16 protein-coding genes, 1 tRNA gene and 2 pseudogenes are annotated in these 18,231 nt (G+C 72.5%); 15 read left to right on the top strand and 4 right to left on the bottom strand.

The genetic code is table 11. The annotated features are described in order from the left end of the window. Positions 1–21: 21 nt before the first annotated feature. The 4 genes from ABZU69_RS34760 to ABZU69_RS34745 all read left to right on the top strand — a co-directional run bounded on the left by ABZU69_RS34760 (position 22) and on the right by ABZU69_RS34745 (position 6,157). Positions 22–1,143: a glycosyltransferase family 4 protein gene (locus ABZU69_RS34760; RefSeq protein WP_354968511.1), complete on the top strand. Its 1,122-nt coding sequence runs from the start codon at positions 22–24 to the stop codon at positions 1,141–1,143. Further along, positions 1,143–3,596, top strand: coding sequence for a hypothetical protein (locus tag ABZU69_RS34755; RefSeq protein ID WP_354968495.1), 2,454 nt, complete (start codon positions 1,143–1,145; stop codon positions 3,594–3,596). The genes ABZU69_RS34760 and ABZU69_RS34755 overlap by 1 nt, the downstream gene beginning before the upstream one ends. Before the next feature lie 162 nt (positions 3,597–3,758). Beyond that, a complete protein-coding gene (locus ABZU69_RS34750; RefSeq protein WP_074318649.1) occupies positions 3,759–5,510 on the top strand; it encodes a CTP synthase in 1,752 nt (583 codons plus the stop codon). Further along, on the top strand, positions 5,507–6,157 hold the full coding sequence (locus ABZU69_RS34745) for an NUDIX hydrolase (RefSeq protein WP_354968494.1): 651 nt from the start codon (positions 5,507–5,509) through the stop codon (positions 6,155–6,157). Before ABZU69_RS34750 ends, ABZU69_RS34745 begins: the two co-directional genes overlap by 4 nt. 101 nt (positions 6,158–6,258) lie before the next feature. Here ABZU69_RS34745 and ABZU69_RS34740 read toward each other — a convergent pair whose 3' ends face one another. Beyond that, complete coding sequence (locus ABZU69_RS34740; RefSeq protein ID WP_084757735.1) at positions 6,259–6,516, bottom strand: TM2 domain-containing protein; 258 nt, start codon at positions 6,514–6,516, stop codon at positions 6,259–6,261. Between the two features lie 292 nt (positions 6,517–6,808). Here ABZU69_RS34740 and ald point away from each other — a divergent pair, with 292 nt between their 5' ends. The 9 genes from ald to ABZU69_RS34695 all read left to right on the top strand — a co-directional run bounded on the left by ald (position 6,809) and on the right by ABZU69_RS34695 (position 15,412). Further along, positions 6,809–7,924: an alanine dehydrogenase gene (gene ald, locus ABZU69_RS34735; protein WP_074318651.1), complete on the top strand. Its 1,116-nt coding sequence runs from the start codon at positions 6,809–6,811 to the stop codon at positions 7,922–7,924. A 20-nt stretch (positions 7,925–7,944) separates the two neighbouring features. Further along, positions 7,945–8,928, top strand: coding sequence for a site-specific tyrosine recombinase XerD (locus tag ABZU69_RS34730; protein WP_354968510.1), 984 nt, complete (start codon positions 7,945–7,947; stop codon positions 8,926–8,928). A 180-nt stretch (positions 8,929–9,108) separates the two neighbouring features. Next, positions 9,109–10,032 (top strand): AAA family ATPase, encoded by a 924-nt coding sequence (locus tag ABZU69_RS34725; protein ID WP_354968493.1) that lies wholly within the window; start codon positions 9,109–9,111, stop codon positions 10,030–10,032. A gap of 41 nt (positions 10,033–10,073) precedes the next feature. Next, positions 10,074–11,150 carry a segregation/condensation protein A gene (locus tag ABZU69_RS34720; protein ID WP_354968492.1) on the top strand — a complete coding sequence of 359 codons (1,077 nt, stop codon included), beginning with the start codon at positions 10,074–10,076 and terminating at the stop codon, positions 11,148–11,150. Beyond that, positions 11,143–12,114 carry an SMC-Scp complex subunit ScpB gene (gene scpB / locus ABZU69_RS34715; protein ID WP_354968491.1) on the top strand — a complete coding sequence of 324 codons (972 nt, stop codon included), beginning with the start codon at positions 11,143–11,145 and terminating at the stop codon, positions 12,112–12,114. Before ABZU69_RS34720 ends, scpB begins: the two co-directional genes overlap by 8 nt. Beyond that, the gene (locus tag ABZU69_RS34710) at positions 12,101–12,871 is read left to right on the top strand and encodes a pseudouridine synthase (protein ID WP_354968490.1); all 771 of its coding nucleotides are present in this window, start codon (positions 12,101–12,103) and stop codon (positions 12,869–12,871) included. Before scpB ends, ABZU69_RS34710 begins: the two co-directional genes overlap by 14 nt. Before the next feature lie 192 nt (positions 12,872–13,063). Then, entirely contained in the window at positions 13,064–13,744 is a 681-nt protein-coding gene (gene cmk / locus ABZU69_RS34705) for a (d)CMP kinase (protein ID WP_354968509.1), read from the top strand. Further along, positions 13,741–15,144 (top strand): ribosome biogenesis GTPase Der, encoded by a 1,404-nt coding sequence (der, locus tag ABZU69_RS34700; protein ID WP_354968489.1) that lies wholly within the window; start codon positions 13,741–13,743, stop codon positions 15,142–15,144. The genes cmk and der overlap by 4 nt, the downstream gene beginning before the upstream one ends. A gap of 194 nt (positions 15,145–15,338) precedes the next feature. Then, positions 15,339–15,412: transfer RNA gene (locus ABZU69_RS34695), tRNA-Pro, on the top strand. 115 nt (positions 15,413–15,527) lie between these two features. Here ABZU69_RS34695 and ABZU69_RS34690 read toward each other — a convergent pair. Next, a pseudogene (locus ABZU69_RS34690) lies at positions 15,528–16,497 on the bottom strand (tyrosine-type recombinase/integrase); the annotation flags it as partial. A 42-nt stretch (positions 16,498–16,539) separates the two neighbouring features. Here ABZU69_RS34690 and ABZU69_RS34685 point away from each other — a divergent pair. Beyond that, positions 16,540–16,974, top strand: coding sequence for a 5'-3' exonuclease H3TH domain-containing protein (locus ABZU69_RS34685; protein ID WP_354968488.1), 435 nt, complete (start codon positions 16,540–16,542; stop codon positions 16,972–16,974). After that, positions 16,971–17,588 (top strand): PIG-L deacetylase family protein, encoded by a 618-nt coding sequence (locus ABZU69_RS34680; protein WP_354968487.1) that lies wholly within the window; start codon positions 16,971–16,973, stop codon positions 17,586–17,588. Before ABZU69_RS34685 ends, ABZU69_RS34680 begins: the two co-directional genes overlap by 4 nt. A gap of 50 nt (positions 17,589–17,638) precedes the next feature. Here the strand turns inward: ABZU69_RS34680 and ABZU69_RS34675 are convergent, their stop codons facing one another. Further along, the gene (locus ABZU69_RS34675) at positions 17,639–17,791 is read right to left on the bottom strand and encodes a hypothetical protein (RefSeq protein ID WP_354968486.1); all 153 of its coding nucleotides are present in this window, start codon (positions 17,789–17,791) and stop codon (positions 17,639–17,641) included. A 7-nt stretch (positions 17,792–17,798) separates the two neighbouring features. After that, a pseudogene (locus ABZU69_RS34670) lies at positions 17,799–18,231 on the bottom strand (hypothetical protein); the annotation flags it as partial.

The following is an 18,231-nucleotide window of genomic DNA, read 5'->3' as shown; positions in this document are numbered from 1 at the left end:
GGATGGTCGGGCAGCGTTGCGATGGTGCTCGCCTCCAGCACCGGCGGGGTCGGCCAGCACGTCCGCTCGGTGGCGCGCGGGCTCGTCGCGGCCGGTGCCACCGTGCTGGTGTGTGGGCCGGCGGCGACGCAGGAGCAGTTCGACTTCGCCGGGGTCGGCGCGCGTTTCCAGCCGGTGGAGATTCCGGCCAGCCCGACGCCGGCCGACGCTCGCGCGGTGCTCGCCCTGCGCCGGGCGCTCGCCGCCGCCCGGGTCGACGTGGTGCACGCGCACGGTCTGCGCGCCGGGCTGGTGGCCGTGCTGGCCCGTCCGGCCGCCCCGCTGGTCGTGACCTGGCACAACGCGGTGCTCGCCGGCGGGTTGCGGGGCGGGATGTCCCGGCTCGCCGAGCGGGTGGTGGCCCGGGGCGCCCGGGTGGCCCTCGGGGCCTCCGCGGACCTGGTGGAACGGGCCGCCGCGCTGGGTGCCGCTGACGCCCGGCTCGCCCCGGTCGCCGCGCCGACGCTGCCCGCGCCGCGTCGACGCCCCGCCGCCGTGCGGGCCGAGTTCGGTGTCCGCCCGGACCAGCCGCTGATCGTCTCGGTGGGCCGGCTGCACCCGCAGAAGCGGTACGACGTGCTGATCGACGCGGCGGCCCGCTGGCGTACCCGTACTCCACCGCCGGTCGTGGTGATCGCCGGCAGTGGCCCGGCCTACCTGCCGCTGGCCGCCCGGACCTCGGCGGCCCGCGCCCCGGTGACCCTGCTGGGGCACCGCACGGACGTGGCCGACCTGCTCGCCGGCGCCGACCTCGCGGTGGTGACCAGCGACTGGGAGGCCCGGCAGCTCTTCGCCCAGGAGGCGCTGCGGGCCGGCGTACCGCTGGTGGCCACCGCGGTCGGCGGGCTGCCGGAGCTGGTCGGCGATGCCGCCGCGCTGGTCCCCGCCGGCGACGTGGACGCCGTCGACGCGGCGGTGCGCGTGTTGCTCGACGACCCGGCGGCCCGGGCCGAGCTGGGCCGGCGCGGCGCCGAGCGGGCGGCGACGTGGCCCACCGAGGCGGACACCGTGGCCGCGTTGGCGGCCCTCTACGCCGAGTTGGCAGCGACGCCCACCGGCCCGGCGACCCCGGATTCCGACGCCCCGATGACGGGACACCGGTGATGCTGCGCCGACTCGCCCCCGCCCTGTTGACCGTGCTCGTGGTGGCGTTGGGCGTCACCGCGCTGTCCGCGCGTCCGCCGCAGGGCAGTCCGGAGCGCACCGCTGACTTCGTGGTGCTCGCCGGGATCGCGGGGCTGCGCTGGGAGGACGTGGATCCGCAGACCACTCCGACGCTGTGGCGGATGGCCCAGGACGGCTCGATCGGCTCGCTGTCGGTGCGCTCCGCGCACCGGCCCACCTGTCCGGTGGACGGCTGGTTGACCCTGGGCGCGGGCAGCTTCGCCGCGTGGAACGGCAGCCGGTCGGCCGGTGGCTGCCCGCCGGCCGGGGTGGTTGTGGAGCAGCCGGACGGCATCGGCGCGAACCTGCCCGATCAGGAGAGCGTGGTCCAGTACAACCAGCAGCGGCTGCCCTGGGACACCATGCCCGGGTCGCTGTCGGAGTCGGTGCGCTGCTCGGTCGCGGTCGGTCCGGGTGCGGCGGTGGCCGCCGCCCGACCGTTCGGCCGGGTCGACCGGTACGCGTCGGGGCTGCCGGCCGATCCGCGCGCGCTGCTCGGCTCGTGCGTGCTGAGCATCGTCGACCTCGGCACGGTCGACGGGACCGACCCGGCGGCGCGCGCCGCGGCGGCCCGCTCGGCGGACGCCCAGCTGGCCCGGGTGCTGGCCGCCCGGCCGCCGCGTTCACTGGTGCTGGTCGCCGGGGTCTCCGACACCGCCCAGCCGTCCCGACTGCACGTGGCGGTGGCCGACGGGCCGGGCTGGGAGCGGGGCTGGCTCACCTCGGCCAGCACCGGCCGGGACGGCTACCTGCAACTTGTCGACCTCGCGCCGACCGCGCTGGCCGCGCTGGGCCGGCCGATGCCGGAGCGGCTCTTCCTCGGCCGGCCGGCGGTCAGCACCGGCGGCCGCCCGGCCGACCTGGCCGAGGCGATCACCGTGCCGGCCGACGCGGACCAGGAGGCGGCCGCGCAGCGGACCGTCTCCGGCCGGTTCTTCACCCTGCTCGCCGGGTTGCAGGTCCTGCTGGCCCTCGCGGTGCTGCCGCTGCTGCGTCGGGCCCGCCCGCACGCCGGGCCGGCGGGGCCGACGCCGGCGCCCGCGCGGGTCGTGGCGGTGGTGGAGCTGCTGCTGGTGGCCGCGGCGTTGACCGTGCCGGCGGCGCTGCTCGCCGACGCGGTGCCGTGGTGGCGCGGCGAGCATTCAGGTTGGATCTTCGCCGGGGTCACCGCGCTGCTGGTGGCGGCCGGCACCGCGGCGGTCCGGTTCGTCCCCGGGTACGCGGGCACCCTCGGCCCGTTCGGCGCGGTGGCCGGCCTCACCACCCTCGTCGTCGGGTTGGACGTGCTCACCGGGGCCCGTCTCCAGCTCAACGGCGTGGTCGGCTACTCCGCGTTGCAGGGTGGCCGGTACTCCGGCCTGAGCACGGTCGGGTTGGGGGTGTTCCTCGCCGGCGCGCTGCTGAGCGCGGGCTGGCTCGCCCAGCGGGTGCACCGCACCTGGCGGCCGGCGGTGATGGTGGCCGTCGGTGGTCTCGCCGTCGTGGTGGTCGGCAGCCCGTACCTGGGCGCCGATCCGGTCGGCGCGATCGCGTTGACCGCCGGGCTGAGCGTGGCCGCCGCGATCAGCGCCGGCGGCTGGCTGACGATCAGCAGGCTGGCCTGGGCCACCATGGCCGCCCTGGCGGTCGGCATCGGCTTCGCCGTGGTGGACCTGCGCCGTCCGGCGGCGGAGCGGGGCAGCCTGGGTCGGTTCCTGTCCGCCGTGGGCGACGGCACCGGCGGGTTCACCGTGCACCGGTCCAGCGCCGCGAACTTCGAGACGCTGGTCAACAGCCCGCTGACCCTGCTGGCTCTGGCCGGTGGCCTGCTGGTGTGGTTCGCCCTGTTGCAGCCGTGGGGCGGGCTGACGCGACTGTTCGGCATCTACCCGGCCGTCCGGGCCGCGCTGGCCGGTACCGCGGTCGCCGCGGTGCTCGGTGGCGTGCTCGACGGCGCGGCGCTGGACATCGCGGGGGCCGCCGCCGCGGTGGTGGTGCCGGTGGCCGCGCTGGCCTCGCTGCGGGTGCTCCGGCACGCCGCGGACCGCACCCGCCCGGGCGGGGGGCGTGCCCGCGACGACGGCGCCGACGACGATTCCGGCTTCGGCGGGACCGGGCCGGCTGGTGGCGGTGACGGCCCGACCGGCGGTGGTGGGCCCCTGGGCGCGGTTCATCCCCGCCCGATCAGCGGCCCGCCCGCCGGCCCACCAGGAAAGGCCGGGCGACCCCCGGACGCGGCCACGCCGGCGGAAAGCGCGCCCGACGACCCGGACACCCCGGAGCCGGACGCCCCGGCGGCGCCGGCGCAACGACCGGCCGACCCGTCGGAGGCCGACCCCTCGGACACCGCGCCGACGGTGGCGCGGCCGCCCCGGCAGGTCACCCGATCATCGACCGAGGTTGCCGCCCCCTGAGTGCCGGGACGCCGTCGTGGTGCCCCGAGGTGTCGCACCCGGGTGCGGCCTGCGAGTACCCGTCCGGGAGGTGTTACCGTGGAATCCCGTGGATCGCGTGATCACTTTGCTGATCAAGCACGGCGGTCTGCATGACCGCGACAGACGACACGGGAGCAGGCCTTGGCCCCATCAGCACGGACGACCAGGCACATTTTCGTCACCGGGGGCGTCGCCTCCTCGCTGGGTAAGGGCCTCACCGCCTCCAGCCTCGGCAACCTGTTGACCGCGCGCGGGCTGCGCGTCGTGATGCAGAAGCTCGACCCCTACCTCAACGTCGACCCGGGAACGATGAACCCGTTCCAGCACGGCGAGGTCTTCGTCACCGAGGACGGCGCCGAGACCGACCTCGACGTCGGGCACTACGAGCGTTTCCTGGACCGGGCGCTGTCCGGCAAGGCGAACGTCACCACGGGCCAGATCTACTCCGACGTGATCGCCAAGGAGCGGCGCGGCGAGTACCTGGGCGACACCGTCCAGGTCATCCCGCACATCACCAACGAGATCAAGTCCCGGATCCTGGCGATGGGCGACCCGGACGACGACGGCCACGTCCCCGACGTGGTGATCACGGAGGTCGGCGGCACGGTCGGCGACATCGAGTCGCTGCCGTTCCTGGAGGCGATCCGCCAGGTCCGCCACGACCTTGGCCGGGACAACTGCTTCTACCTGCACGTCTCGTTGGTGCCGTATCTGGCGCCGTCGGGTGAGCTGAAGACCAAGCCGACCCAGCACTCGGTGGCTCAGCTGCGCAACATCGGCATCCAGCCGGACGCCATCGTGCTGCGCTGCGACCGGGAGATCCCGGAGAAGCTCAAGGAGAAGCTGTCGCTCTACTGCGACGTGGACGCCGAGGCGGTCGTCGCCGCGCCGGACGCGCCGAGCATCTACGACATCCCGAAGGTGCTGCACCGCGAGGGGCTGGACGCGTACGTGGTGCGCCGGCTCGGGCTCTCCTTCCGGGACGTGGACTGGACCAGCTGGGACGACCTGCTGGAGCGGGTGCACCGGCCCCGGCACACGGTCACCGTCGCGGTGGTCGGCAAGTACGTCGACCTGCCCGACGCGTACCTGTCGGTGAGCGAGGCGATCCGGGCGGCCGGGTTCGGCCACCGCGCCCGGGTGCAGCTGCGCTGGGTGCCCAGCGACGAGTGCGTCACCCCGGCCGGCGCCGCGGCGGCCCTGGCGGGCGTGGACGGCATCCTCATCCCCGGCGGTTTCGGGGTGCGCGGCATCGAGGGCAAGATCGGCACCGCCCGGTACGCCCGGGAGAACGGCATCCCGCTGCTCGGCCTCTGCCTCGGCCTGCAGTGCATGACCATCGACGTGGCCCGGCACCTGGCCGGCCTGGACGGCGCGAACTCGCTGGAGTTCGACGAGCAGGCCGCGCACCCGGTCATCGCCACGATGGCCGACCAGGAGGACATCGTCGCCGGCAAGGGCGACCTGGGCGGCACGATGAGGCTCGGCGCGTACCCGGCGACGCTGACCGAGGGCTCGATCGTCGCCGAGGCGTACGGGAGCACCGACATCAGCGAGCGGCACCGGCACCGGTACGAGGTGAACAACGCCTACCGGGACGCGCTGACCAAGGCGGGCCTGCACATCTCCGGCACCTCGCCGGACGGCCGGCTGGTCGAGTTCATCGAGCTGGACCGGGGTCTGCACCCGTTCTTCGTGGCCACCCAGGCGCACCCGGAGCTGAAGAGCCGCCCCACCCGCCCGCACCCGCTGTTCGCCTCGTTCGTCAAGGCCGCCGTGGCGTACTCGCAGGCCGACCAGCTTCCGGTCGACCTGGACGCGGCGACGGAGGCCCCGACGGCGCGTCGGGCCGCCCGCAACGGCGCCGCGACGAAGGCGTCGTCCGCGTCGTGAGCGAGGGCGGCGAGCGGGCCAACGGGCACAGCGGCGCGGCGCGAAGCGCCGTCGAGCACCGCTACCAGGTGCGCTCGCGCGAGGAGCGCTACCAGGGCCGGATCTTCGCCGTGGTCAGCGAGGAGGTGACCATGCCGGGCGGCGGGACCGCGATGCGTGACCTCGTCCGGCATGTCGGGGCGGTGGCCGTGGTGGCGCTCGACGACGCCGGCCAGGTGGTGCTGATCCGCCAGTACCGGCATCCGGTCGGCCGGCACCTGTGGGAGTTGCCGGCCGGGCTCATGGACGTGTCCGGCGAGGAGTTGCCGGCCGCCGCGCTGCGGGAGTTGGCCGAGGAGGCCGACCTCACCGCCGGGCGGATCGACGTCCTGGTCGACCTGCACAGCTCGCCCGGGTTCACCGACGAGATGGTCCGGGTCTACCTGGCCCGGGACCTGGCCGACGTGCCGGCCGGCGAGCGCCACGACCGCCGGGACGAGGAGGCCGACCTCCAGGTCGTGCGGATCGACCTGGACGAGGCCGTCGGCATGGTCCTGGCCGGCGAGATCACCAACGCCTCCGCGGTGGCCGGGCTGCTGGCCGCGGCCCGCGCCCGGGACACCGGCTGGTCGGCGCTGCGTCGCGCGGACGCACCGCTGCCGCGCTGAGAGGTCGCCGCCGGACCGCACCCGGGCGGCACCGGCGAGGGGTACGCGCGAAAGGGCCCCGCGGCACGCGTGCCGCGGGGCCCTTGTCCTGGTCCGGTCAATCAGTCGCGCAGCGGCCGGCCCTGCGCGTCCGTGCCGCCGTTGACCAGGATGAGGATGCCGTCGATGAGGCCCCAGATGCTGCCGAAGCCGAGGGTGCACACGCTCACGACGAGCTGCAGCACACCGATCTTGATGTCGCCGATGTAGAACCGACCGGCGCCGAAGAAGCCGAGCAGGATGCCGAGGACGCCCGCGACGACCTTGCTCTTGTCGGAGACGCCCTGGGGGTACCCCGGCTGGTAAGGAGGAGTGGTCATGGGCCGACACATTAGTGATCCACTCGCCCGCTGTCCGCAGCGGGACCCACCAGATGGGACGATAATGGGCGAACATTGTCCTGACGGCTGAGGTTGCCCCCCACCGCCGACCCGGTCGATGCCCTGACACTCCGTCAGGTCACCCCGGCACCGGATGCCACTGTGCTGGCCCGCGGCGGGGTCGGGCGCGCCTAGACTGCCGCCGGCGGGACCGGTGGACCGCGGTGGCAACGGGGCCGTCGCGGCACCGAGCAGTCGGGGGAGAGCAGCCCCGAAGAGAGGTGTCTGCATCGTGAAGGTCGGAATCCCGCGCGAGGTCAAGAACCACGAGTACCGCGTGGCGATCACGCCGGCGGGCGTCAACGAATTCACCCGCAGCGGTCACCAGGTCTTCGTCGAGTCCGGCGCCGGCATCGGCTCCAGCATCAGCGACGAGGAGTTCGCCACGGCGGGCGCCAAGATCCTCGCCACCGCCGACGAGGTGTGGGAGACCGCCGAGCTGGTGCTCAAGGTCAAGGAGCCGATCGCCGAGGAGTACCACCGGATGCGCGAGGGGCAGGTGCTCTTCACCTACCTGCACCTGGCCGCCTCCAAGGAGTGCACCGACGCGCTGATCGACCGGAAGGTCACCGGCATCGCGTACGAGACCGTCGAGCTGCCCGACCGGTCGTTGCCGCTGCTCGCCCCGATGTCCGAGGTGGCCGGCCGGCTCGCCCCGCAGGTGGGCGCCTTCTACATGATGCGCACCGGCGGTGGGCGCGGCGTGCTGCCCGGCGGCGTCTCCGGGGTGTACGCGGCCAAGACCGTGGTCATCGGCGCCGGCGTGTCCGGCATGAACGCCGCCGTGATCGCGCTGGGCCTGCAGTCCGAGGTGCTGCTGCTGGACAAGAACGTCGCCCGGCTGCGCCAGGCCGACGCCATCTACCGGGGCCACCTGCAGACCGTCGCCTCCAACGCGTACGAGATCGAGCGGGCCGTGCTCGACGCGGACCTGGTCATCGGCGCGGTGCTGGTGCCCGGCGCCAAGGCGCCGACCCTGATCTCCAACGAGCTGGTCTCCCGGATGAAGCCGGGCAGCGTGCTGGTCGACATCGCCATCGACCAGGGTGGCTGCTTCGAGGACTCGCGCCCCACCACGCACGCCGACCCGGTCTACAAGGTGCACGAGTCGATCTTCTACTGCGTGGCGAACATGCCCGGCGCGGTGCCGAACACCAGCACCTACGCGCTGACCAACGTCACCCTGCCGTACGCGCTGGAGCTGGCCAACCAGGGCTGGCGCGAGGCGCTGCGTCGCGACCCGGCGCTGGCGCTGGGCCTGAACACCCACGACGGCCGGGTGACCTACGGCCCGGTCGCCGAGTCGCACGGCATGGACGTGCTCCCGCTGGCCGACGTGCTGGCCTGAGCGGCGGCGGGCTGACCGGCATCGCGGACGGGGCCGGCGCGGGCGAGCAGCCCGCGCCGGCCCTGCGCCGTGCCGTCCGCGGCTACCTCGACCACCTCACCGTCGAGCGGGGCCTGTCCGCCAACACCCTCGCCTCGTACCGCCGGGACCTGGACCGCTACCTCACCACCCTGGTGGACGCCGACATCACCGACCTCGCGTCGGTCGGCGCCGGCGTCGTCGAATCGCACCTGGCCCGGCTGCGCGCCGGCGACGACGCGCACCCGCCGCTGGCGGTCTCCTCCGCCGCCCGCGCGGCCAGCGCGGTACGCGGCCTGCACCGCTTCGCGCTGCGCGAGGGGCTGGCCGGGGCCGACCCCAGCCGCGACGTCCGCCCACCCACCCCGCCGCGCCGGCTGCCCCGGGCGCTGCCGGTCGACGACGTGGTCCGGCTGCTGGAGACCGCCGGCCCGGTCACCGCGAGCGGCGAGGGCGCGCCGCTCGCGCTGCGCGACCGGGCGCTGCTGGAATTCCTGTACGGCACCGGCGCGCGGATCTCCGAGGCGGTCGGCGCCGCGGTCGACGACCTCGACGCCGACGAGGGCACCGTGCTGCTGCGCGGCAAGGGCGGCCGGGTGCGCCTGGTGCCGATCGGCGGTTACGCCGTGCAGGCGGTGCGCGCCTACCTGGTTCGGGCCCGGCCCGGGCTGGCCTCGGCCGGCCGGGGCACCCCGGCGGTCTTCCTCAACGCCCGCGGCGGCGCGTTGACCCGGCAGGGCGCCTGGGCCATCCTGCGCCGCGCGGCCGGCCGTGCCGGGCTGCCGGTCGACGGGCCCGCCGCGGTCTCCCCGCACACCCTGCGCCACTCGTACGCCACCCACCTGCTCGACGGCGGCGCCGACGTGCGGGTGGTCCAGGAACTGCTCGGGCACGCGTCGGTGACCACCACCCAGGTCTACACACTGGTGACCGTCGAGCGGCTGCGCGAGGTGTACGCCACCGCCCACCCGCGTGCCCGGGGCTGAGCCCGGTCGCGGTCGGTCCCGACACGCCGGGCCGGTGCCGAAGCCCCTGCTGGTCGGTGGCGTACAGTCGGCATCGGCGCGGACCTCCTGGGGCGACACGACCGGGGTGCGCAGCGGCGCCGCGAAGGACGTCGGACGGCTCCGACGCCGGGTGGGTCGTCGGGAGGGGGCAACGAGCACATGGCTGGCAACGGTGACCGTGCCGAGACCTGGACGTCGGAGCTCCGCGAGCAGCAGGCCACGCTCGGTGCGGACCTGGGTCCGGCAGATCCGGCGGCATACACGATGCGCAAGCCGATCCCCGAGCCGATGCCCACCGATCGGCACGGCCCGGCGCGCATCATCGCGATGGCCAACCAGAAGGGCGGCGTCGGCAAGACCACCACCACCATCAACCTGGGCGCGGCGCTGGCCGAGTACGGCCGCAAGGTGCTGCTGGTCGACTTCGACCCGCAGGGCGCGCTCTCGGTGGGGCTGGGGGTCAACCCGCACAACCTCGACCTGTCCATCTACAACCTGCTCATGCAGGACGACATCGTCGCCGAAGACGTCGTGATCAAGACCGACGTGGCGGGGCTGCACCTGCTGCCGGCCAACATCGACCTCTCCGCCGCCGAGATCCAGCTCGTCAACGAGGTCGCCCGGGAGATGGCGCTGGCCCGGGTGCTGCGAACGGTCCGCAAGGAATACGACTACATCCTGATCGACTGCCAGCCCTCGCTCGGCCTCCTGGCGATCAACGCGCTGACCGTCGCGCACGGCGTGCTCATCCCACTCGAGTGCGAGTTCTTCAGCCTGCGCGGCGTAGCGCTGCTGCTGGACACCATCGACAAGGTGCGCGAGCGGCTCAACTTCGACTTGGAGCTCGAGGGCATCCTCGCGACCATGTACGACAGCCGCACCACGCACTGCCGGCAGGTGCTGCAGAGGGTCGTCGAGGCGTTCGGCGACAAGGTCTACCAGACGGTCATCACCAAGACGGTGAAGTTCCCCGAGTCCACCGTGGCCGGTGCCCCGATCACCACACTGGACCCGGCGTCCTCCGGGGCACGCAACTACCGCCAACTGGCCCGTGAGGTGATCGCCGCCCAGTCGGAGCGGTAGCCGGAACGCCCGGTGCCCGCCTCGTGGACTACGGTCGTCCGGTGACCGCGCCACCCCTCGACCCGCCGGCCGGGCCGCACGAGGCCGCCGCCCCGGCGGTCGCCGCCGAGCTGGCCGCCGAGGTCGACGGCGTACTGCCCGCCGACCCGCCGAGCGCCCCCGGCTTCACCGTGCGGCTGGCCAACTTCACCGGCCCGTTCGACCTGCTGCTGCAACTGATCGGCAAACACAAACTCGACGTCACCGAGGTGGCCCTGCACAAGGTCACCGACGAGTTCATCGCCTACATCCGGGCCATGGGCGACAAGTGGGACCTCGACGAGGCCAGCGAGTTCCTGCTGATCGCCGCGACCCTGCTCGACCTGAAGGCGGCCCGGCTGCTGCCCGCCGCCGAGGTAGAGGACGAGGCGGACCTCGCCCTGCTGGAGGCACGGGACCTGCTCTTCGCCCGGCTGTTGCAGTACAAGGCGTACAAGGAGGCGGCGGCGCACATCGCCGAGCTGGAGGCGGTCGGCGGTCGGCGCTATCCGCGGGCGGTCAGCCTGGAGCCCCGGTACGCCGAGGCGCTGCCCGACCTGGTGCTCGGCATCGGCCCGCAGCGGCTGTTGAAGCTGGCCGTGAAGGCGATGACCCCGAAGCCGGTGCCGGAGGTCTCCATCGCCCACGTACACATGGTCCGGGTCAGCGTCCGGGAGCACGCCGGGATCCTCGCCACCCGGCTGCGCCGGGCCGGCACCGCCACCTTCTCGCTGCTCTGCGCCGACTGCGAGGCCACCCTGGAGGTGGTGGCCCGGTTCCTCGCGCTGCTGGAGCTGTACCGGGAGGGGTTGGTGGCCTTCGTGCAGGAGCAGGCTCTGGAAGAGCTGACCGTGCGCTGGACCGGCCCGACCGACGGCGACACGGACCTGCACGTCGACGAGTACGCCGGCACCCCGGCCGACCCGGAGCCGGCGGGTGCGGCCGAGTTGGATTCGGTGGGTACGGCGGAGCTGGATCCGGCGGGTGTCGCCGAGCTGGATCCGGCGGGTGTCGCCGAGCTGGAGCCGGACCCGGTGCGGGCGAGGCAAGCCGGCGGATCGGACGAGACGGGAACGACGGAGGGCGAGCGGGATGAGTGACGAGGAACGCCGGGACTCCCTGGCCGACCAGGCCGCCGCCTGGATCCCCCCGTGGGAACGCCCCCGCCCGCCTGCCTCCACCCCCGACGCCGACGCCGATGCCACTCCCGACGCCGACGCCGACCGCGACGGCGAGCCGACCCCACCCGCCACCCCCGAGCCGGCTCTGTCCCCACCCGTTGTCAGCGAGCTGATCCCGTCCCCACCCGGCACCGCCGAGCCGACCCCTGCCGGAGATCTTGGAAGCGAACCGCCCCTCCCGGGGCCGGAATCTTCCAAGATCGCGGAGGAGGCCGGCGAGGCCGGCGCGGGTGAGGCTGACGGGGCCGTGGGGGAGGGCGTGGCTGGGGACGTACCCCCTCGGTCGGTTGTGGGGCGGCGAAGGGCGCCGGCCGCGCCGGAGCCCGCGCCGGAGTTGTCCGACGCCGAGCTGCGCGGCGCGCTGGAGGCGATCCTGCTGGTGGTCGACGAGCCGGTCAGCGAGCTGGTCCTGGCCCAGGTGCTGGAACAGCCGGCCGAGCGGGTCGGGCCGATGCTCGACGAGATCGCCGCCGGTTACACCGCCGCCGGGCACGGTTTCGAGCTGCGCCGGGCGGCTGGCGGCTGGCGGCTCTACACCCGGCCGGAATACGCGACCTATGTCGAACGGTTCGTGTTGGACGGGCAGTCCGTGCGGCTGACCCAGGCGGCGCTGGAGACCCTCGCCGTGGTCGCCTACAAGCAGCCGGTGACCCGATCGCGCATCTCGGCCATCCGGGGTGTGAACTGCGACGGGGTCATCCGTACGCTGGTTACCCGCGGCCTTGTCGAGGAGTGCGGCACCGAACCGGACAGCGGGGCGTTCCTTTACCGGACCACCACGCTGTTCCTGGAGAAGCTCGGGCTGAACACCGTCGACGAGCTGCCGCCACTCGCACCCTTCCTGCCCGACGACGTAGAAGAGCTTGCCGATGCGACCCGATAACCGTTCCCCGAAACCCGACCCCCCCGTCTTCGAAGGGGCAGAGCGCCTGCAGAAGGTGCTCGCCGCCGCTGGCGTGGGTTCCCGGCGCGCCTGCGAGGACCTGATCTTCCGCCGCCGCGTCACGGTGGACGGGCGCGTCGCCAAGCTGGGCGACAAGGTCGACCCCGCCACCGCGGTGATCCACGTGGACGGCGAGCGCCTCCAGGTCGACATTCGCCTGGTCTACGTGGCGATGAACAAGCCGCGCGGGGTGGTTACCACCATGGCGGACGACAAGGGACGCAACGAGCTGGCCGAGTTCATCGGCAACCGGGTGGAGCAGCGGGTCTACCACGTTGGGCGGCTCGACGCGGACAGCGAGGGCCTGCTGCTGCTCACCAACGACGGCACTCTCGCGCACAAGCTCATGCACCCCTCGTACGAGGTGCTGAAGACCTACCTCGCCGAGGTGGTCGGGCCGATCCCGCGCAACCTGAGCAAGCGGCTGCTGGCCGGCGTCGAGCTGGAGGACGGGCCGGTCAAGGTCGACTCGTTCAAGGTGGTGGACACTCTGGGTAAGACCGCCCAGGTGGAGCTGAGCCTGCACGAGGGGCGCAAGCACATCGTCCGGCGGCTGATGGAGGAGGTCGGACACCCGGTCACCCGGCTGGTGCGTACCTCGATCGGGCCCATCCGGCTGGGTGACCTGCGTACCGGGCGGATCCGGCGGTTGACCAACGCCGAGGTCGCCGCGCTGTTCAACGCGGTGGGTGACTGACCCCCGAGTTTGGGGTACGGCTGCCGGTAGGCTCCGGAACGGCCGAGGCGTGGCCGCTCGGGTGGCGTGGGTCGCCCCCGGCGGCGTCGCGCGCGGGTCCGCCACGGGCCCCGGGCATGATTGATGACGATGGACAACCGCTTGCGGCGCCAGCACCGGGCGATCCGTGAGGTACGGGCTGAGGAGGACACGGTGGAGGAAAACGTACGGGCCGGGCGATGTGTGGTCGCTGTGGATGGGCCGTCCGGTTCGGGTAAGTCCACCGTCTCGCGGCGGCTCGCCGTTGGCATCGGTGCGCGCTACCTGGACACCGGGGCGATGTACCGGGCGATCACCTGGGCCGTGCTGCGCTCCGGCGTCGACCTCACCGACGCCGCGTCGGTGGCGAAGGTCGCCGGCGAGGTGGACCTGCGCATCGGCACCGACCCCCAGGGGTACGGCGTGACCGCCGACGGCGTGAGCGTGGACGCGGAGATCCGCGGTCCCGAGGTGACCGGGGCGGTTTCCGCCGTCGCCGCGGTGCCGGCGGTCCGCGAGCTGCTGGTCGCCCGGCAGCGCGAGATGATCGCCAACGCCGGCCGGATGGTCGTCGAGGGCCGTGACATCGGCTCGGTCGTGGCGCCGGACGCCGACCTGAAGGTCTTCCTGACCGCCTCCGAGGCGGCCCGGGCGGCCCGCCGCAGCGCCGAGGACGCCGCCGACGTGACGGCCACCGCCGCCGACCTGGCCCGCCGGGACCGGCTCGACTCGACCCGCAAGGTCAACCCGCTCGCCCAGGCGCCGGACGCGGTGGTGCTGGACACCACCGAGCTGGGCATCGACGAGGTCGTGGCCCGGCTGCGCGACCTGCTCACCGAACGGGGCGTGGCATGAGCGAGGGTGCTGGATGGGTCGAGCTGCGTGAGCCAGACGTCGCCGTCGAGGAACCGTCCGGCCCGCAGCCGGTGGTGGCCGTCGTCGGTCGCCCCAATGTGGGCAAGTCCACGCTGGTCAACCGGATCATCGGCCGCCGGCAGGCAGTCGTCGAGGACGTACCCGGGGTGACCCGGGACCGGGTGCCGTACGACGCCCAGTGGAACGGCCGGGCGTTCACCGTGGTGGACACCGGCGGTTGGGAACCGGACGCGAAGGACCGGGCCGCGGCCATCGCGGCGCAGGCCGAGACCGCCGTGGTCACCGCGGACGTGGTGCTCTTCGTGGTCGACGCGATGGTGGGCTCCACCGACGTGGACGAGGCCGCGGTGAAGATGCTGCGGCGCAGCGCCAAGCCGGTGATCCTGGTGGCGAACAAGGCCGACAACACCTCCATCGAGATGGAGGCCACCTCGCTGTGGTCGCTCGGCCTCGGCGAACCGTTCCCCATCTCCGCGCTGCACGGGCGAGGGTCCGGCGACCTGCTGGACGCCATCCTCGCCGCGCTGCCCGAGGCGCCGGCGATCGTGGAGAACCGGCCGCGCGGGCCGCGTCGGGTGGCGCTGGTCGGCCGCCCGAACGTGGGCAAGTCCAGCCTGCTCAACCGGTTCTCCGGTGAGGAGCGGGCGGTCGTCGACTCGGTCGCCGGCACCACAGTCGACCCGGTGGACAGCCTGGTCGAGATCGGCGGCCAGACCTGGCAGCTGGTCGACACCGCCGGCCTGCGCAAGCGGGTCGGTAAGGCCAGTGGCACCGAGTACTACGCCAGCCTGCGTACCGCCGCCGCCATCGAGGCCGCCGAGGTGGCCGTGGTGCTGCTGGACTCCAGCGAACCGATCAGCGAGCAGGACCAGCGGATCCTGTCGATGGTGACCGAGAGTGGCCGTGCGCTGGTCATCGCGTTCAACAAGTGGGACCTGGTCGACGCCGACCGCCGGTACTACCTCGACAAGGAAATCGACCGGGAGCTGCGCCGCATCCCCTGGGCGATCCGGTTGAACCTGTCGGCGATGACCGGCCGGGCCGTCGACAAGCTCGCCCCGGCGCTGAACAAGGCGCTGGCCAGCTGGGAGACCCGGGTGCCGACCGCGCACCTCAACCAGTGGCTGACCGCGCTGGTGCAGGCCACCCCGCACCCGGTGCGCGGTGGGCGCGCGCCGCGGATCCTGTTCGCCACCCAGGCCGGGGTGGCGCCGCCGCGGTTCGTGCTCTTCACCACGGGCCCGCTGGACGCCGGCTACCAGCGCTTCGTCGAGCGCAAGCTCCGCGAGGAGTTCGGGTACGAGGGCAGCCCGATCGAGATCTCGGTCCGCCCGCGCAAGAAGCTCGGCCCCGGCGGGCGGGGCAAGGCGCACGGCTGATCTGTTCTTTAGAAAATGCCGGATGGGTTTTTGCCCATCCGGCATTTTCCTGCCCAGCCACCCCTATCTTCCTAGGACGCCGTAGGGGTTGTGGGGTGGTTAGGTGGTACCGCCACCGGGGTGGGGCCTGCGCGGAAGGGCGCCGGCTGCTGCGCTAAGCTGTACCGGCTGCCGCGGGGGAAACCACGCGGGGGCGGGACGTGGCGCAGCTTGGTAGCGCACTTGACTGGGGGTCAAGGGGTCGTCGGTTCGAATCCGGCCGTCCCGACAGACAAAAAGCCCTGACCAGCGGAAACGCTGGTCAGGGCTTTAAGTTTGTCTATGGGGTTTTGAACCGCCCCCCCCGAAAACCCCCCATTTACCGGGGTCGGCAACCAGGTTCGTCATCCCTGCGCATCGTTGGGGACTGCGGGTGTGGGACGTCGCCCGCGGTCGGCGCCGAGTCGCTCGAGGATGTCCGAGACGTCCGGGGCTTGAGCGGGCTTGGCGATGTAGTAGGTGGCGGTGACCTCCTCGCTGGAGTGCCCCAGCTGGGCTGCGGCGCTCTTCGTGTCGGTTTCTTCCTTGATGAGGGTGGCGACTGTCTTGCGGAAGGTGTGGGGGGTTGACCCAGGCGAGGTCGGTGTCGGCGCGAGCCTCACGCCACTGACGGCGGACGTTGTTGGGTGACAGCCAGGTGCCGCGTCGGGAGGTGAAGATCGCGTCGTGGGGGTTGTCGGCGGCGACGAGCTTGCGGGCCATGATCATGCCGACGGCGAATCGGGGTAGGACGACGATCCGCCAGCCGGCGTCGCTTTTGGTCCAGGGTTGGCGGAAGAAGCCCCGGCCTTTGACGAAGACGAGCGTGCCGCAGATCGTCAGGGTGAGGCGTTCGGCGGCGAGGTCGAGGTCCTCCCAGCGCAGGGCGAGGATCTCGCCGATGCGGGCGCCGGTGGCGAGCATGAGGTCGACGATGTCGGCCAGATCGCCGCTGTGCCGTGGTCCGGGCTTGCCGGGGATGGGTCGCTGCCAGTCGCGGATCGCCGTACGGACGGCCTGGAGATTCTCGTCGGTGAGGGCGACGACGGTGCGGCGAGGTTTACGTAGCCGGCCGGTGTCGCGTACGGGGTTGGTGGGGATCGCGCCGTGGCGTACGGCCAGGGCGAACATCTGGCTCAGGACGACTTTCGCGCCTTTGGCTGCCGAGGGACGGTCCTTGGCGATGTCGCGCAGGAACCGATCCAGGCGCCCGACGCTGGCTTCTCTGATCCGGAGGTTGCCCAGGGCGGGCAGGATCGCGTTGCGCGCGCTGGTCTCGTATCGCTGGATGGTCTGTGGTGCGATCCGTTCCTCGGTGGTGATCTCTTCGATCCATTGTCCGTCGACACCACGCCGCCACCCCGCCCGGTCGTGATCATGTCCCGCGACCGCGACTACTACCAACTCGTCAACGACCGCGTCCGCGTCCTCCACACCAAGATGCACCCCGGCAAGCGCTACATCGGCCCCGCCGACGTCTTCGCCCGCCACCAGGTCACCCCCGCTCAGTGGGCAGACTTCCGCGCGCTCACCGGCGATCCCGCCGACAACATCCCGGGCATCCACGGCATCGGTGCCAAGACCGCCGCCACCCTCCTCGCCGACGGCCTCACTCTTGACGACCTGGCGACCTCCGACCGTCTGGACACCGGACGTGGCCGCCTCGTCCGGGAACAGCTCGGCTTGGCCCGCAAATGGCGGGACATGATCCGCCTCAACCACGAGCTGGACGTTCCCGTCATCCCCACCGGCCAGCGGAGTCAACTCCTGCCCACACCGGCGGAGGTCGTTGAGGAACTGGGCCTGTGGTGACGTCCGCCCCCGTCCTGCTCACCGTCATGGCGCATCCAGACGACGCCGAACTCTGGGCAGGCGGCACCATCGCCCGCCACGTCCGTAACGGAGGCACAGCTGTCATCGCCGTTCCCCACCACGATGCAGTCCGCGACGCCGAGGCCACAGTCGGCGCGCACCTCCTCGGGGCTGACCTCTACTTCATGGACCAGCTCTCGGTCTCGACCGTCGCCACCGTGCTCAGGGAAGTCCGCCCCGACGTACTGATCACCCACCCGACAAACGACATCCACCCCGAACACCGCCGCTGCGCCGAAGCGGTCCTCAGCGCCCTACCCAACGTCGTCATCACCACTGGCCACCCGAAGCGGGCCTACCACAGCGACGGCTACAACAACCTCGACCAGCACGGCCGCCCACTCGAACTGCCAACCATCATCGACGTCAGCGCCCACTGGCGCACCAAGCTCGACGCCCTCCGATCCCACACATCCCAGCCGATCCTCGACCACTTCGGGCCGATGGCCGACGCGCTCGGGAAGCTGCATGGCCGCCGGATCAACGCCGCGTACGCGGAGGCGTTCCGAGCGATGCCGATCCTCGGCCGCCTACCAGCAGCACCCGGCCTCTGACGCCTGAGCCTCGGGTGTGTTGACCCGGCAGGACATACCCGGCTAGGGAACTAAAGCGAGTCGTGGTCGGCGGACAACCGCTTGAGCAATCTTGCGGTCGCGGTGATCAGCGTCGCGCGGTCCTCCCGGGTGTACTCGAACTCCTTCGTCACGTCGTCCTTGTGGCAGGCGCCGCTCATGGTCGAAAACAAGTCCTCGGCCATGCAGGGCTCACCGCTCGGCGAGGGTGCGCTGCCGTGGCGTCTTCTTCACCGCATCGGCAAACACCTTTTGCGTCCCGTATGACTCGCGGACCTGCTCCAGCGCCTTGCGTGCCTGCCCGATCGCGGAGGGCAGGTTGCCCTCGCGTAGCAGCCCACGAGCGTCGCGCAGCAGTTCCACCGCGTCCGCATAATCCGCGCCGTCAGCCAGAGGCACTAGCAGCTCGACGTAGGTCCCGGCCTCGATGTCCTCCAGGTTGTCGGCCCACTCGCCAGCGCCGACATCGAAGGACAGCTCCCCGGTCAGCTGAGTGAACCTGTCAGCTACCCCTGGAATAGATCGTCTAGTACTCCAGCCGGGGTTGTTGACCTTGGCTGAGCTGTGGCTCGGTGCGGTGTGGGAACGAGGGCAGCCACCGTCGATCATGGACGGTTGTGTGGAC

This window comes from Micromonospora sp. NPDC005206, assembly GCF_040608175.1.
GTDB lineage: Bacteria > Actinomycetota > Actinomycetes > Mycobacteriales > Micromonosporaceae > Micromonospora.
Note: the sequence above shows the minus strand (reverse complement) of the source record. Positions and strands in the feature narration are given on the sequence as shown.

Excerpts from the sequence above, each read along its gene's own strand:
- ABZU69_RS34675 (WP_354968486.1), bottom strand. The coding sequence starts at position 17,791 with ATGGCCGAGGACTTGTTTTCGACCATGAGCGGCGCCTGCCACAAGGAC.
- der (WP_354968489.1), top strand. The coding sequence starts at position 13,741 with ATGAGCGAGGGTGCTGGATGGGTCGAGCTGCGTGAGCCAGACGTCGCC.
- ABZU69_RS34755 (WP_354968495.1), top strand. The coding sequence starts at position 1,143 with ATGCTGCGCCGACTCGCCCCCGCCCTGTTGACCGTGCTCGTGGTGGCG.
- ABZU69_RS34685 (WP_354968488.1), top strand. The coding sequence starts at position 16,540 with ATGTCCCGCGACCGCGACTACTACCAACTCGTCAACGACCGCGTCCGC.
- ABZU69_RS34740 (WP_084757735.1), bottom strand. The coding sequence starts at position 6,516 with ATGACCACTCCTCCTTACCAGCCGGGGTACCCCCAGGGCGTCTCCGAC.
- scpB (WP_354968491.1), top strand. The coding sequence starts at position 11,143 with ATGAGTGACGAGGAACGCCGGGACTCCCTGGCCGACCAGGCCGCCGCC.
- ABZU69_RS34710 (WP_354968490.1), top strand. The coding sequence starts at position 12,101 with ATGCGACCCGATAACCGTTCCCCGAAACCCGACCCCCCCGTCTTCGAA.
- ABZU69_RS34760 (WP_354968511.1), top strand. The coding sequence starts at position 22 with ATGGTGCTCGCCTCCAGCACCGGCGGGGTCGGCCAGCACGTCCGCTCG.
- ABZU69_RS34725 (WP_354968493.1), top strand. The coding sequence starts at position 9,109 with ATGGCTGGCAACGGTGACCGTGCCGAGACCTGGACGTCGGAGCTCCGC.